General features: G+C 38.6%; 9 protein-coding genes. 8 read left to right on the forward strand and 1 reads right to left on the reverse strand.

Annotated features, from left to right (window positions below; genetic code table 11):
- Positions 1 to 2: 2 nt before the first annotated feature.
- Positions 3 to 1,796 carry an ABC transporter ATP-binding protein gene (locus AC2INI_RS06565; protein ID WP_486305650.1) on the reverse strand — a complete coding sequence of 598 codons (1,794 nt, stop codon included), beginning with the start codon at positions 1,794 to 1,796 and terminating at the stop codon, positions 3 to 5.
- A gap of 96 nt (positions 1,797 to 1,892) precedes the next feature.
- Here AC2INI_RS06565 and AC2INI_RS06570 point away from each other — a divergent pair, with 96 nt between their 5' ends.
- The 8 genes from AC2INI_RS06570 to pyrD all read left to right on the forward strand — a co-directional run bounded on the left by AC2INI_RS06570 (position 1,893) and on the right by pyrD (position 15,308).
- The gene (locus AC2INI_RS06570) at positions 1,893 to 2,345 is read left to right on the forward strand and encodes a GAF domain-containing protein (RefSeq protein WP_486305651.1); all 453 of its coding nucleotides are present in this window, start codon (positions 1,893 to 1,895) and stop codon (positions 2,343 to 2,345) included.
- 105 nt (positions 2,346 to 2,450) lie between these two features.
- The gene (gene proQ, locus AC2INI_RS06575; protein ID WP_122034826.1) at positions 2,451 to 3,077 is read left to right on the forward strand and encodes an RNA chaperone ProQ; all 627 of its coding nucleotides are present in this window, start codon (positions 2,451 to 2,453) and stop codon (positions 3,075 to 3,077) included.
- 17 nt (positions 3,078 to 3,094) lie between these two features.
- Positions 3,095 to 5,116 (forward strand): carboxy terminal-processing peptidase, encoded by a 2,022-nt coding sequence (gene prc / locus AC2INI_RS06580; RefSeq protein ID WP_486305652.1) that lies wholly within the window; start codon positions 3,095 to 3,097, stop codon positions 5,114 to 5,116.
- Positions 5,117 to 5,270: 154 nt separating this feature from the next.
- A complete protein-coding gene (locus AC2INI_RS06585; RefSeq protein ID WP_486305653.1) occupies positions 5,271 to 5,942 on the forward strand; it encodes a hypothetical protein in 672 nt (223 codons plus the stop codon).
- A gap of 157 nt (positions 5,943 to 6,099) precedes the next feature.
- Positions 6,100 to 8,703, forward strand: a complete 2,604-nt coding sequence (pepN, locus tag AC2INI_RS06590) for an aminopeptidase N (protein ID WP_486305654.1) — start codon at positions 6,100 to 6,102, stop codon at positions 8,701 to 8,703.
- 107 nt (positions 8,704 to 8,810) lie between these two features.
- Entirely contained in the window at positions 8,811 to 9,035 is a 225-nt protein-coding gene (locus AC2INI_RS06595; protein ID WP_486305655.1) for a DUF2835 domain-containing protein, read from the forward strand.
- 157 nt (positions 9,036 to 9,192) lie between these two features.
- Positions 9,193 to 14,025 (forward strand): NAD-glutamate dehydrogenase, encoded by a 4,833-nt coding sequence (locus tag AC2INI_RS06600; protein ID WP_486305656.1) that lies wholly within the window; start codon positions 9,193 to 9,195, stop codon positions 14,023 to 14,025.
- A 272-nt stretch (positions 14,026 to 14,297) separates the two neighbouring features.
- On the forward strand, positions 14,298 to 15,308 hold the full coding sequence (gene pyrD / locus AC2INI_RS06605) for a quinone-dependent dihydroorotate dehydrogenase (protein ID WP_122034814.1): 1,011 nt from the start codon (positions 14,298 to 14,300) through the stop codon (positions 15,306 to 15,308).
- Positions 15,309 to 15,319 lie beyond the last annotated feature (11 nt).

A 15,319-nucleotide genomic window follows, 5' to 3' on the forward strand; every position in this document is an offset into this window, starting at 1 on the left:
GATTAACTTTGAATTGATCCATACAGTGTTTGATACAGTCCTTGCTGTGTAACCAGTTCATGGTGTGTGCCTGATTGAGACACTTTACCATCATCTAAAACGTAAATGGTATCGGCTTGTTTTACCGCACTTAAACGGTGTGCCACAATTAATGTTGTACGGCCAACTAAGAAATCACTTAAGGCTTTATGGAGCTCTGCTTCTGTTGCGGTATCGAGTGCAGAGGTCGCTTCATCTAAAATAACAAATTTTGGATTCGTTAACACCATTCTTGCAATTGCTAATCGCTGACGTTGTCCACCAGAAAGTTTAACGCCCTGACGACCAATTTGGGTATCAAGCCCATCGGTTAACTGAATCACGACATCTTGCAGTTGGGCAACATCGAGTGCATTCCACAGTAAGTCATCAGAGTAATCTTCGCCTAATGTCAGATTATGCCTCAATGTGTCATTAAATAGTATAGGTTGTTGTAATACAACTGAGATTTGATTGCGGATGTTTTCAAAACCAACCTCTTTTGTACTATGCCCATTAAAGAGGATCTCCCCGTTAGTTGGCTGATAAAGCCCTAATAATAGTTGAATAAGGGTTGATTTACCGCCTCCACTAGCACCAACCAGAGCGACTTTTTCACCTGGTCTAATAGTGAGTGATAGGTCATTTAACACCTGAACTTCGTCGTTATAGCTAAAATTTAAATTGTTAATGGTTATTTCAGTAGCAGTATTTACATTAAACGGGTCAATATCTGATTGGATCTTTGGCTCTTCACCTATGTGCAATAGAGCGTTTACTCGTTTTAGTGCAGCAGAAGCACCATACCAAGAAAATTGAATGCTTAATAATTCTTGGATTGGAGAAAGCATTACCCAAAGGTAGCTGAAAATGGCAAACATTTGACCGATACTTAGATCACTCAGCAGTACCATAATCATTGCAGCAGCACGAAATAACTCAAAACCTAGTAAGAATAAAAGGAAAGAGAGGCGTCCAGCGGCTTCTGATTGCCATGAGAATTGATCGGCACTGTGTCTTATCTCATCGGCTTGGCTTTTAAGTTGGTTTAAGAATGCGCGTTCACGGTTTGATGCTCGTAATTGATAAATGCCATCAAGTGTTTCAATTAATCGGGTTTGAAAACGCTCATAAGATTGATTTTCTTTGCGTTTTAAATCTTTTACACGATTACCTAGCTTGCGTGAAAAATAGATAACAATGGGATTTACCAGAAGAATAAATAATCCGAGTTGCCAATTTATCCAAAGAAGTACGCCAGCGGTTCCTATTACCGTTAAGAAAGAGACAATAAAACGGCTTAATGTAGGACCGAGGAACTTATCGATAGTATCAATGTCTGTAATGATATGAGAGTTAATACCGCCACTGCCACGCGACTCATACTCTTTCATGCTAATAAGGCTGAGTTTATCGAGTAATTGCAGACGAATTTGATAGGTAATGGTTTTTGAGACTAAGCTAAATTGTCTTCCTTGATAGATATTCAGCATCTGGCTGACAATACGCATCACAATGACCATAACGAGAACTAATAGGATATAACCAATGGCTCCTTGCCAAGCACTAGGGAGCATTGAGTTTAATAGTTCAACTCCGGTTGACGGTTTGTGTAATAAAACTTCGTCCACCATTAATGGCATCAATAGTGGGATAGGGACACTGATAAGTGTGGCTACAATAGCGATGATATTTGCAACAATTAAACGACTTTTATAGGTTTTTGCTTGCCTAAATAGCCAATTCCAGTTAATTGTAGAAGACGTAGTATTGCTCATGGTGAGAATGATTCCTATTATTATCTTTTCCATTGGCATTGTACTCAGTATAAATAGAGTCGCAAGTGATTGGTACAAATACAGGAAAATATAAAAATGGAATTAAAGCATTACGAGCGATTAACGCAACAAGCACTTTGTCTTATTGATGGTGAAACGGATCTAATCGCTAATTTGGCAAATATAAGTGCGCTATTAAATATGGAACTGGACGACATTAACTGGGTGGGTTTTTACCTATTTAAAGATAATGAATTAGTATTAGGTCCATTCCAAGGCAAACCTGCTTGTATTCGAATTACCGTTGGAAAAGGGGTATGTGGCACTGCTTTTTCTACTAAAACGGTTCAACGTGTCGATGATGTTCATCAATTTGCTGGTCATATCGCGTGTGATGCGGAAAGTAACTCTGAAATTGTTATTCCATTTTATAAAGATGGAGAATTATTTGGAGTGCTGGATATTGATAGCCCAAATATTGCACGATTTAGCGAAATTGATGAAAAAGGACTGGTTGATTTCATGAAAGAAGCAGAAAAGAGACTTTAATTTTCTTTCAGTAGTGGTTTTTCACGCTTAAGTATCTATAATAGCGGAATATCTTTACTAGAAATACACCTAAATACGGGCTAAACCGTACTATCAGGAAACTACATGGAAAACTCTGAAAAATTAGCGAACAGCAAAGAAGTAATTGCATACATTGCTGAACGCTTCCCGAAATGCTTTATCTTAGAAGGCGAAGCTAAACCTCTTAAAATTGGTATCTTCCAAGACTTATCTGAGCGTTTAAGCGATGATCCTAAAGTAAGTAAAACTCAGCTACGTGCTGGTTTACGTCAATACACCTCTTCTTGGCGTTACCTACACGGTGTTAAGCCGGGCGCATCTCGTGTTGATTTAGATGGTAACCCTTGTGGTGAACTAGAAGAAGAGCACATTGAACACGCTAAAACAACTTTAGATGAAAGCAAAGCTAAAGTTGCTGCTCGTCGTAAAGAGCAAGCTAAAAAAGTAAGAGAAGAAGCAAAAGCTAAGAAAACAGCTCGTGCTGCTACTCCACCTAAGCGTCGTCCTCAACCTGCTGCTAAGAAAGTTGAACAGCCAGTTGAAACTCGTGCTCTAAACGCTGATGAAATTACTGTTGGTAACAACGTAAGCGTGAACATGGGTAAAGGTAATATGCCTGCGACAATCGTTGAAATTAACAAGGATGATGTACGAATTCGCTTATCAAATGGCCTACAAATGGTTGTTAAAGCGGAGAATCTTCGTTCATAAAGGAGCACTCCCGACGCATGAATTGTCGATTAAGAGTCTCGCTGATTGCTGCTGGCGTTATGCTAGCAGCTTCTGCGCACGCACTTGAAGCTAAGGTATTAGACGCCAAGTATTCCGAAACTGACTTACCAGTATTAACCGCAGAAACGCAGCATGCCACTGCCAGTAAGCGTGTTACTTCTCGTTTTACTCGTTCTCATTATAAGCATTTCTCATTAGATGATGACTTTTCAGTTGCCATTTATGAGCGATATTTAGACATGCTTGATTATAATAGAAATATTTTCATTCAAGCCGATCTTACTTCATTCGCCCCGTTATCAACTAAGTTAGATGATCAATTAAAGATTGGGGACTCCCAAGCCGCTTTTGATATCTATAACTTGTCATTGAAGCGTCGTTTTGAGCGTTATGTTTACGCACTTTCTCTTTTAGATAAAGAATTCGATTATACGGTTGATGAATCTCTTGAATTGGATCGCTCTGAAGCGGCTTGGCCAAAAGATGAAGCTGAGTTAAATGAGCTATGGCGTAAACGTGTTAAATATGATGCTCTGAACTTGTCTATGACAGGTAAAGATTGGCCTGAAATCCAAGAGATGTTAGGTAAGCGTTATAATAATGCGTTAAAGCGTTTGACTCAAAGTCACAATGAAGATGCGTTCCAACTTTATATTAATGCGTTTGCACGTGAAGTTGATCCTCACACGAGTTATTTATCTCCTCGTAATGCAGAGCAATTCCAATCAGAAATGAATCTTTCATTAGAAGGAATTGGGGCAGTATTACAGGCTACTGATGATTACACTGTCATTCGTTCTTTAGTTGCGGGCGGTCCAGCTCAAAACAGTAAGCAACTGTCTGAGGGTGATCGTATTATCGGTGTTGCTCAAGATGGTGAAAAATCTGTTGATATTATTGGCTGGCGTTTAGACGACGTCGTTCAACTTATCAAAGGAGCGAAAGGGACAAAAGTGCACCTAGATATCTTGCCAGAAGGTAAAGATTCAAAAAGTCACACTGTCACAATCGTTCGAGATAAGATCCGTTTAGAAGATAGAGCTGTTAAATCTGAAGTGATTGAGCAAGATGGCAAGAAAATTGGTGTATTAGAAGTACCTAGTTTCTATGTCGGTCTAGCTGAAGACACTAAAAAACAGATTGATGAACTCAAAAAGCAAGATATTACCGGTATCATTGTTGATTTACGCAATAATGGTGGCGGTGCATTAACTGAAGCAACCGCGTTATCAGGATTATTTATTACTTCTGGTCCAGTTGTTCAAGTTCGTGATAGCTACGGACGCGTTAATGTGAATGCGGATACTGACGGTGAAATTTCATATACCGGTCCAATGACGGTATTAGTGAATCGCTACAGTGCATCTGCGTCTGAGATTTTTGCTGCAGCAATGCAAGATTATGGCCGTGCCGTTATCTTAGGTGAAAACTCATTCGGTAAAGGAACGGTTCAACAACATAGATCATTAAATCATATTTATGATCTATTTGATAAACCACTTGGCCATGTTCAATATACGATTCAAAAGTTCTATCGAATCAATGGTGGTAGTACGCAAAACTTAGGTGTTGTTCCTGATATTGCGTTCCCAACAGCGATTGATCCGAAAGAAACTGGTGAAAGTGTTGAAGATAATGCGCTTCCTTGGGATAGCATTAAAGCGGCAAACTATGCGCAAACGAATCAGATCGTAAATACGATTGAGCCACTAGCGAAGAAACATGTTGAACGAATTAAAACTGACGAAGAGTTTGGTTTTATTCAGGAAGACATTGCTCGCTATAAAGCGGATAAAGACATCACAACGATTTCACTGAATAAAGCGGTTCGTGAAAAAGAAAGTGATGATGCAGACGTTCGTCGTTTAGAGCGTGTTAATCAAAGACAAAAACATCTTGAAAAAGAAGAGTTTAAGACTATTGATGACATTCCAAAAGATTACGAAGTTCCTGATGCATATCTTAATGAAGCGGTTTCAATTACGATTGATTTAGCATTGATGAATCAAAAAAGTTAATAGCGTTACAGCTCCTATAAAAACAGAAGTCATTTGGCTTCTGTTTTTTTATGCCTAAAAAACAGCGAATTAATCAAATCTAATCTAGGCTTATATTATGGCAGTCAACCATGGTCGTTGATCATTCTTTTTTATTGAATGTGGAGCTTTAATTATGAAATCAGTCCTTTTGTCTTTTTGGTTAATTTTACTGAGCCCATTTTCTTATGCTGATGAAGTGGCGTTAGATCTCGAATCAAACTCACTAACGTATTTTGAAAATCCGTTTCTTATTGGTGATTGGTATTTTTTCAAACCGGCTCATATCGAGAATGACTACGATGTACTTCATATTTCATTAAGTTCTACTCATCAGTTTGTTATTGAGATGATTGAAATGTCGACCAACACGGCTGAAGAGTGGAGTGGTACTTTTGAATTATCACAAGAGAGTATTCGTTTTGGAAAAGAGGGCGAGGAGTCACAAGTTTATCAATATGAAGTGAGCCATAATCGACTTTATCTCAATGGTGTAGAATTTTTTAAGGTTGTTCCTGAATCGATTATTGGTTCATGGAATTCTAAACTTGTTTCTGGTGAAGATATAATGGTGAGTAATGTTCAATCATTAAATTTGAAGTTGCGTTCTGATTTTATATTTTTACTGGAGGTCGTCTCTCACTCGGGAAAAAGAAACCAACAGATAGGCTATTATTATTTTGAAAATAGCGATTTAGTTTTACTTTATGAAGAGGGAGAGCAAGAGTCGACATTTCAGATCACAGAGAACCAACTCGAATTAAAAAATGAACAATTTGGGATGTACGCATTACTGGTAAGAGAATGACCAAAAAGGAATAGAATAATGTGACTTTAAGGATAGAATTATGAGCCTTAAAATCTTTTTATTAACAAATTAACTGGATCTTATGCGAGAATAGGAGGGTTAAATAGTAACTATCACTCATTCTGTTTTTTAGTGGTAGACATCATAAGGATATATTATGAGCCAACAACCTCAGGCTAAGTTTCGCAATGATTATCAATCTCCAGAATTCACCATTTCAGACATCGATTTAGTTTTTGATCTTGATGATACAAAAACATTTATTTCAGCGACTTCAAAAGTACAACAACTAAAACAATCAACTGATCTTCTTCTTGAAGGGGAAGGGATGACATTGGTATCGTTGAAAATAAATAATGTAGATCATAAAGATTATACGTTATCTGATACGCAGTTAATCATTCATAATGTAAGTGGTGATTTTACACTTACAATAGTTACCGAAGTAAATCCACAAGAGAACACAGCACTTGAAGGTTTATACAAATCAGGTGATGGTTTCTGTACTCAATGTGAAGCAGAAGGTTTCCGTCGTATTACTTATTATATGGATCGCCCTGATGTATTGGCGCGTTTCACCACAAAAGTAATTGCAGATAAAGAGTCATACCCTCATTTATTAAGTAATGGTAATCGCATTAGTCACGGTGATCTTGAAGGTGGAAAACACTTTGTTCATTGGCAAGACCCATTCCCAAAACCGGCTTATCTTTTTGCCTTAGTTGCTGGTAATTTTGACGTACTCACTGATACGTATAAAACTAAATCAGGTCGTGATGTTGCACTTGAAATCTATGTTGACCAAGGCAATTTAGATCGTACTCCTCATGCAATGACATCATTAATTAACTCCATGAAGTGGGATGAAGATCGTTTTGATCTTGAGTATGATCTTGATATCTACATGATCGTTGCGGTTGATTTTTTCAACATGGGCGCAATGGAAAACAAAGGCTTAAATGTCTTTAACTCTAAGTTTGTGTTAGCAAAACAAGAGACAGCAACCGATACTGATTATCTAGGTATTGAAGCGGTAATTGGTCACGAATACTTCCATAACTGGACAGGAAATCGTGTTACTTGTCGTGATTGGTTCCAATTAAGTTTAAAAGAAGGCTTAACGGTTTTCCGTGATCAAGAGTTCTCTTCTGATCTTGGTTCTCGTTCAGTTAACCGCATTAACAATGTTCGCATTGTTCGTGGTCCACAGTTTGCTGAAGACGCAAGTCCGATGGCACACCCAATTCGTCCAGAAAAAGTAATAGAAATGAATAACTTCTATACGCTTACAGTGTATGAAAAGGGCAGTGAAGTTATTCGCATGATGCATACTCTATTAGGTGAAGTGAATTTCCAAAAAGGAATGAAGCTGTACTTTGAGCGTCATGATGGTACTGCGGCAACATGTGAAGATTTTGTACTAGCGATGGAAAATGCGTCGGGTGTTGACCTTACTCAATTCCGCCGTTGGTATAGCCAATCAGGTACGCCAATCTTGTCGGTAGCTTCTAACTATAATGAAGTAACGCAAGAATACACATTGACGGTGAAACAACATACACCAGCAACAGAAGAGCAGCCTGAAAAACTTCCATTACACATCCCACTTGATATTGAGCTTTACGCACAAGATGGCAGTGTTATTGAGTTACGTTGTAACAATGAAACTATTGGTAATGTTCTTAATGTAACTCAAGAAGAGCAGACTTTTGTATTTCAACAAGTTGCAGAAAAACCAGTGGTCTCTTTACTTCGTGAATTCTCTGCACCAGTTAAATTAAATTACGCTTACAAAGATGAAGAGCTGATTTTCTTAATGGTTCACGCGCAAAATGATTTTGCTCGTTGGGATGCAGGCCAAATGCTTTTGGCTAATTACATTCGTTCAAACATTATCAATGTACAAAAAAATCAACCGCTTGAATTATCAGAAGCGCTAGTTGATGCGTTCCGTGGTGTGCTATTAAATACGGATCTAGAGCAGGCATTTATTGCTGAAATGTTTGTACTACCAAATCATAATGAGATCACAGGTTGGTTTGATACGGTGGATGTTGATGCTATTGATAAGGCACTTGGTTTTATTAAACAGACATTAGCAACAGAGCTTAAAGATGAGTTTTCTGCAATCTATCACAGTCTAAAGCAGGGTGATTACTCTGTTGATCATGATGCGATTGGTAAACGTGCATTACGTAATTGTGCGTTAAGTTATTTAGCGAAAACAGATATTGGTGAAGCGTTAGTTGAAGCACAATATCAAACTGCAGATAACATGACAGATACAATGGCTGCGATGGTTTCTGCTAATTCAGCTGAACTTTCTATCCGTCAAACGTTAATGGATGACTTTAGTGATAAATGGTCACATGATGGTCTAGTTATGGATAAGTGGTTCATTTTACAGGGTTCTAACCCAAATAGTGATGCACTAACTACCATTAAAGCGACGATGGATCATAAAGCATTCAGCCTGAAAAATCCAAACCGCACTCGCAGTTTGATTGGTTCTTTTGCTGCAAATAATGCGGTAAATTTCCATAGTAAATCAGGTGAAGGTTATGCATTCTTAGGTGATATCTTACTTGATCTTAATGTAAGTAACCCGCAAGTCGCTTCACGTTTAATAGATCCATTATTGAAGTTTAAGAAGTATGATAGTGATCGCCAAGATCTAATGAAGGCTCAGCTTCAGCGTTTGGCTGATCTTGATAACCTAGCAAAAGATCTGTTTGAAAAAGTAACCAAAGCACTAGCATAATATGCTGAGCTTATTGTTATTCTAAAATCGAAATGGTCAGTTTTTTTACTGGCCATTTTTTTATTTCAACGCCACAATAGCATTCTAATTATTAGAGATTTAAATGAATGAACAAATTCTACTACTTTAGAGTAAATGTAAGCTATCAGGCCTTTTTAAGCCATTATTCAGGGTCTGCAAGTACGGTAGTGGTAATGACAGAGCAGGGACTTAAACTGCAATTACCCGCTTCTCGTTTTCGCTCTTTTTTAACTCAATTAGGCGTGAAAGGGCGCTTTCGTTTAACTACTGACCAAAACAATCGTTTTCTAAACTTAGAACAAGTAGGATAAATCGCTACCTTAATCACACTTCTAACTATAAAGCCTCTTTAACGCAAAAAAGTCATAACGTTTTAGTCATATTCTCCCTACAATATGAGGCGCACAAGCAGTACCAACTGCTACACTATAATTAATAATTCTAATTAAGAAACGGAGCATTCGCTTTATGACGACGCGTGATCCTATCGTTCCTGTACTACTTGAGAAAGTGTACGCTCTAATTGCTGAAAAGCTTGAAATGCCTCAACAATCCCTAGTAACGCAACTTGCTCAGCGTTTATTTGCCAATATTGATGATGATGATTTACAGCAACGTAATGAATCAGATATGTATGGGGCAACCCTCAGTCTTTGGAACCATTTATCTGATGTTAACTTGTCTGATATTTCGGTTCGTGTTTTCAATCCAAAGTTAAGCCAAGATGGTTGGCAGTCAACCCACACAGTGGTAGAGATTGTTGTTCCTGATGGCCCATTTTTAGTCGATTCCGTTAAGATGGCGCTTACCCGTCTTGATATGACAAGCCACTTTATGTTACATGGTCCACATTGCTTTACTCGTGATGAGAGCGGTGAGATTATTTCGATATGTAGCAGTGATGGTAAAATGCAACAAACTCTGTTCCATTTTGAAGTCGATCATATGAATGATCCTGCTGAAATGGACGCGCTTCAAGCTGAACTATTATTAGTTCTTGAAGATATTCGCCGTGTAGTGAATGAATGGCAACCAATGTCAGATAAACTGACTGAAGTTATTCAAGAGCTTAAAGATAATGACTCTCCAATTGCTAAAGATGCGGTAAATGAAGCGATTGAGTTTTTAACCTGGCTTCAAAATCATAACTTTACTCTAATGGGGTATAAGAATTTTGATTTAACAGCGGTAGAAGGTGATCATGAATTAACACCTACAGCAGAGGCTGGTTTAGGTTTATTCTCTTTAGCTTCACGTATTCATATGACGAGGCTTTCTGAGATGCCATCGTCGGCTCGTGCTGCAGCAAAGAAATCAGATCTATTAATCTTAACAAAATCAAATACGAAGTCTCGTATCCATCGTCCTGCCTATACAGATTACATTGGTATTAAGCGTTTAAATAAAGAAGGTAAAGTTATTGGTGAGCATCGCTTCACTGGGCTTTATACCTCAACGGCTTATAACCAAAGTGTGTCTAATATTCCACTACTTAGTAATAAAGTAGAACGTATTTTAGAGACAAGCCAGTACATTAAAGGCTCGCATTCTTATAAAGCATTAAGCAACATCCTTGAAACTTACCCTCGTGATGAACTCTTCCAAGCAACAGAAGAAGAGATGTTAGAAGTGGGTATGGGCGTTGTTAAGATGCAAGATCGTGATTTATTACGTTTATTTGTTCGTCGTGATCCATTTGGTCGTTTCTTCTCATGCATGGTGTACGTAACAAAAGAGCGTTACAACACAGAGCTTCGTCGTCAAACTCAACGAATTCTTAAAAACTACTTTGGTTCTAATCAAGAAGTAGAGTTTACGACATTCTTCTCTGAGAGTGCATTAGCGAGAACGCATTACATTATTCGTGTAGACAATAATAACGGCGACATTAATGTGAAAGATATTGAAAATAATTTAATGGAAGCAGCATCTACTTGGGATGATCGTCTTTGTGATGTGATTGTTGCTAACTTAGGTGAGAGTACAGGTACCGCAATTGCGAAGAAATACCAACGTGCATTCCCTCGTTCATACAAAGAAGCAACACTTCCTGGCTCTGCTGTTGCTGATATTGAACGTCTTGAATTGTTAAGTGATGACAACAAACTCGGTATGTTGTTTTATCGTCCGCAAGAAGAGAAGAAAGGCTCTGCGAACGTTAAATTAAAACTGTTCCACCGTGATGAGCCGATTCATTTATCAGATGTTATGCCTATGCTTGAAAACTTAGGTTTGCGTGTTATTGGTGAATCACCATATGCCGTTAAGAAGAGTGATGGTTCGGTTGATTGGATCTTAGATTTCTCTATGATTCATAATGGTTCTGAAGAAGTCGATCTTCGTCAAGCTCGTGATCGTTTCCAAGAAGCGTTTGCTCAGATCTGGAATGGTCAATTAGAGAGTGATGGCTTTAACCGTTTGGTTCTTGGTGCGGGTCTGTCTGGCCGTGAAGTGACGATTCTACGTTCTTATGCTCGTTATATGCGTCAAGTTGGCTTCCCATTTAGTCAGCAATACATTGAAGATACACTGTCAACGCATACCAAACTTGCGGTTGCTGTGGTTAATTTGTTTGAGTTCCGTTTTGATCCAAGTGTTGCATGGTCAGAGAAGAAACAACAAAAACAACTTGATGCGATTTACTCAAGCCTAGATAAAGTAGAAAGCTTGGATGATGACCGTATTATCCGTCGTTATGTTGAGATGATCTTAGCTACGTTACGTACTAACTATTATCAACAAGCGGAGAATGGTCTACCAAAACCATGGCTATCTCTAAAGCTTCAGCCATCAATTATCCCAGAAATCCCTGCACCAGTGCCGGCGTTTGAGATCTTCGTTTATGCGCCTGATATTGAAGGTGTGCATTTACGTGGTGGTAAAGTAGCACGTGGTGGTTTACGTTGGTCAGATCGTCAAGAGGATTTCCGTACCGAAGTTCTTGGTCTGGTTAAAGCTCAACAAGTTAAGAACACCGTAATTGTTCCTGTGGGTGCAAAAGGTGGTTTTGTTTGTAAGAAACAGCATAATTTCACAACTCGTGATGATATTTTTGCCGAAGGCCAACGCTGTTATAAGCAGTTTATTTGTGCGCTATTAGATGTATCAGACAACATCATTGAAGGTGAAGTCGTACCTCCAAAGAATGTGGTTCGTCATGATGATGATGATCCGTATTTGGTTGTTGCCGCAGATAAAGGTACTGCAACCTTCTCTGATTTAGCTAACTCAGTATCAGAAGAGTACAACTTCTGGCTAGGTGATGCGTTTGCTTCTGGTGGCTCTAATGGCTACGACCATAAAGCGATGGGTATTACAGCAAAAGGGGCGTGGGAATCAGTTAAACGTCACTTCCGTGAAATGGATATTGATTGTCAAACAACAGACTTCACCGTTGCTGGTGTTGGTGATATGGCGGGAGATGTGTTTGGTAATGGTATGTTGCTATCAAAACATATTCGCCTTCAAGCGGCATTTAACCATATGCATATCTTCATTGACCCGAATCCAAATTCAGAACTGACTTGGCCAGAGCGTGCTCGTTTATTCGAATTACCTCGTTCAAGCTGGGAAGATTACAATAAAGATCTGATCTCTCAAGGTGGTGGAATTTTCTCTCGTCGTGCTAAGTCGATAGATCTTTCTCCTGAAATTCAGAAGATGTTAGGTACCCGTAAGCAGTCATTAGCTCCAAACGATTTAATCCAGATGATCTTAAAAATGAATGTGGATCTATTATGGAATGGCGGGATCGGAACATACGTTAAATCAGAAAAAGAGACCAGTGCTGATGTTGGTGACCGTGCTAATGATTCTTTACGAATCAATGGTTCAGAGCTAAATGCGAAGGTTGTTGGTGAGGGCGGTAACTTAGGCATGACTCAATTGGGTCGTATTGAATATGGCCAGAAAGGTGGACGTGTTAATACCGATTTTGTTGATAACGTAGGCGGTGTTGACTGTTCTGATAATGAAGTAAACATTAAGATCTTACTGAATGGTTTAGTGGCTAATGGTGATCTAACCTATAAGCAACGTAATGTTCTGCTTCAGAAAATGGAAGATGAAGTAGGTGAGATTGTTCTTGATGATGCATATTGTCAGGCAGAATCAATTTCAGTTGCTGAGCAACAAGGTACATCGTTAGTTAAAGAACAAATTCGTTTTATTCATAACCTAGAGAAGAAAGGTCAATTGGATCGCGGATTAGAGTTTATTCCTGATGATGAAACTCTGATTGAACGTGAAAAAATGGGGCAGGGTCTAACTCGTCCAGAGCTTTCAGTTCTTGTTGCTTATGGAAAAATGGTTCTAAAAGATGAGCTAGCCTGTGATGAGATTGCAAATAATCCATACCATGCTGATTTACTAACGACTTACTTCCCAACTGAGTTACAACGTAACTATAAAGCAGAAATGGATAATCATCCACTTCGTTCAGAAATCATCGCGACTTGTTTAGCAAATCAGATGGTTAATGAGATGGGCTGTAATTTCATCACTCGTTTGCAAGAAGAGACAGGTTACACCGTCACTGATATTGCGAATGCGTATTCAGCAACTCGAGCTATCTTTGATTTTGGTGATTTATTTAAAGAGATCCGTAATCTCGATAATATCTCAACGACAGAAGCTCAGTACGAAGCGTTATTTGCCATGCGCAGAACCATTCGTCGAGTGACTCGTTGGTTATTACGTAATGGCTCACAAAATATGTCAATTCAGCAGCTTATCGAAAAATATAAGCCTGCAGTTAATGAGATTAAAGATAACCTTGATAGTTACTTAGTTAACGATGAAGTGGTTGAGCACATTGAACAAGCAAATCACTATCTAGAAATGGGTGTACCTTGCGAGTTAGGTAATGTACTTGCTCGTCTAAGTAGCCTGTACTCTGCGATGGACATTTCAGCTGTTGCGGTAGATATGAAGCAACCAGTTTCAACGACAGCGCGTTTATACTATGTTCTGGGTGATAAGTTATCTCTGCATTGGTTCTTAAAACAGATTAATAACCAAGGTGTTGATAACCATTGGCAAGCGCTTGCTCGTGCTTCTTTCCGTGAAGACCTAGATTGGCAGCAACGTCAATTGACTCAATTAGTACTTGCTGAGTACAAAGATACCGAGTCAGTTGAAAAGGCCATTGAAGAGTGGTGTGAAAAGAACGCGGCCTCTGTAGGACGTTGGGATAATATCTTGAATGAGTTTAAGGTCGGTTCAGTCCATGAATTCGCTAAATTCTCGGTAGCATTAAGAGAACTTACGTTATTAAACTTAAGCTGTACGTCAAAACAGTAAAGCAACAATTAAGCTGATTATTATAATCAGATAAACGTTTGCTTAATGAAGGGGAAAGTGAGTTTATATTCACTTTCCCTTTTTATTTCCCCGAGAATTTTCTAATTTATCTATATTAATAAGCGTTTTTTGTGATTTATTATTCTTTATGTCATTTAAGGGCGAAAAATAAGCCATAAATATTAATGAATAAAGTACGATTAAGTTTGAATTGTGAATAAAATCAGTGAATAATGACTCCCCGTTTATACGGGACTTATTTTGGAGTTACAATGTTATATCGCATCGCCAGAGCTGGCATTTTCAAACTTGATGCTGAAAAAGCACATGACCTAGCAATTCAAAATTTCAAACGCTTTACCGGCACTCCTCTCGATCTCTTCTATCGTCAAAAATTGGCTTCTAAACCTGTAGAAGTTATGGGCATTACCTTTAAAAATCCACTTGGCCTTGCGGCTGGTCTTGATAAAAACGGCGAATGTATTGAAGCATTTGGCGCAATGGGTTTTGGTTTTATTGAAGTGGGAACTGTAACTCCTCGTCCTCAAGCAGGTAATGATAAACCTCGTCTATTCCGTCTTATTGAAGCGGAAGGCATTATCAACCGTATGGGTTTCAATAACCTTGGTGTTGATAATCTTGTTGAGAACGTAAAGAAAGCAAAGTTTGATGGTGTTATTGGTATTAACATTGGCAAAAACAAAGATACGCCAATTGAAAAGGGTACGGAAGATTACCTAATTTGTATGGAGAAGGTATATCAATACGCTGGTTACATTGCGATTAATATCTCATCACCAAACACTCCAGGACTTCGTACGCTTCAATATGGCGAAGCATTAGATGATCTTCTTTCTCAATTAAAAGAGAAGCAAAAAGAATTAGCAGAGAAATACGGTAAGTACGTACCGATTGCGCTAAAGATTGCCCCGGACTTAGATGACAACGAATTATCTCAAATTGCAGCATCATTAATTAAGTTTAAGGTTGATGGTGTGATTGCAACCAATACAACATTAGATCGTTCTATGGTTGAAGGCATGAAGCACGCAGAAGAAATGGGAGGCTTAAGTGGCCGTCCTGTTCAAACTCGTAGTACTGAAGTGGTTCGTCGTCTTAAAGAACTACTTGGTGATAACTTACCAATCATTGGGGTAGGTGGCGTTGACTCTTATGTTGCTGCAAAAGAGAAAATGGTTGCTGGTGCAGATCTAGTTCAAGTATATTCTGGCTTCATCTATAAAGGCCCTGGTCTAGTTAGAGATATCGTAAATAATATTTAAGAAGCATAAAA

The sequence above is a fragment of the Aliivibrio friggae genome, assembly GCF_057368515.1.

Excerpts from the sequence above, each read along its gene's own strand:
- AC2INI_RS06565 (WP_486305650.1), bottom strand. The coding sequence starts at position 1,796 with ATGAGCAATACTACGTCTTCTACAATTAACTGGAATTGGCTATTTAGG.
- AC2INI_RS06570 (WP_486305651.1), top strand. The coding sequence starts at position 1,893 with ATGGAATTAAAGCATTACGAGCGATTAACGCAACAAGCACTTTGTCTT.
- proQ (WP_122034826.1), top strand. The coding sequence starts at position 2,451 with ATGGAAAACTCTGAAAAATTAGCGAACAGCAAAGAAGTAATTGCATAC.
- prc (WP_486305652.1), top strand. The coding sequence starts at position 3,095 with ATGAATTGTCGATTAAGAGTCTCGCTGATTGCTGCTGGCGTTATGCTA.
- AC2INI_RS06585 (WP_486305653.1), top strand. The coding sequence starts at position 5,271 with ATGAAATCAGTCCTTTTGTCTTTTTGGTTAATTTTACTGAGCCCATTT.
- pepN (WP_486305654.1), top strand. The coding sequence starts at position 6,100 with ATGAGCCAACAACCTCAGGCTAAGTTTCGCAATGATTATCAATCTCCA.
- AC2INI_RS06595 (WP_486305655.1), top strand. The coding sequence starts at position 8,811 with ATGAACAAATTCTACTACTTTAGAGTAAATGTAAGCTATCAGGCCTTT.
- AC2INI_RS06600 (WP_486305656.1), top strand. The coding sequence starts at position 9,193 with ATGACGACGCGTGATCCTATCGTTCCTGTACTACTTGAGAAAGTGTAC.
- pyrD (WP_122034814.1), top strand. The coding sequence starts at position 14,298 with ATGTTATATCGCATCGCCAGAGCTGGCATTTTCAAACTTGATGCTGAA.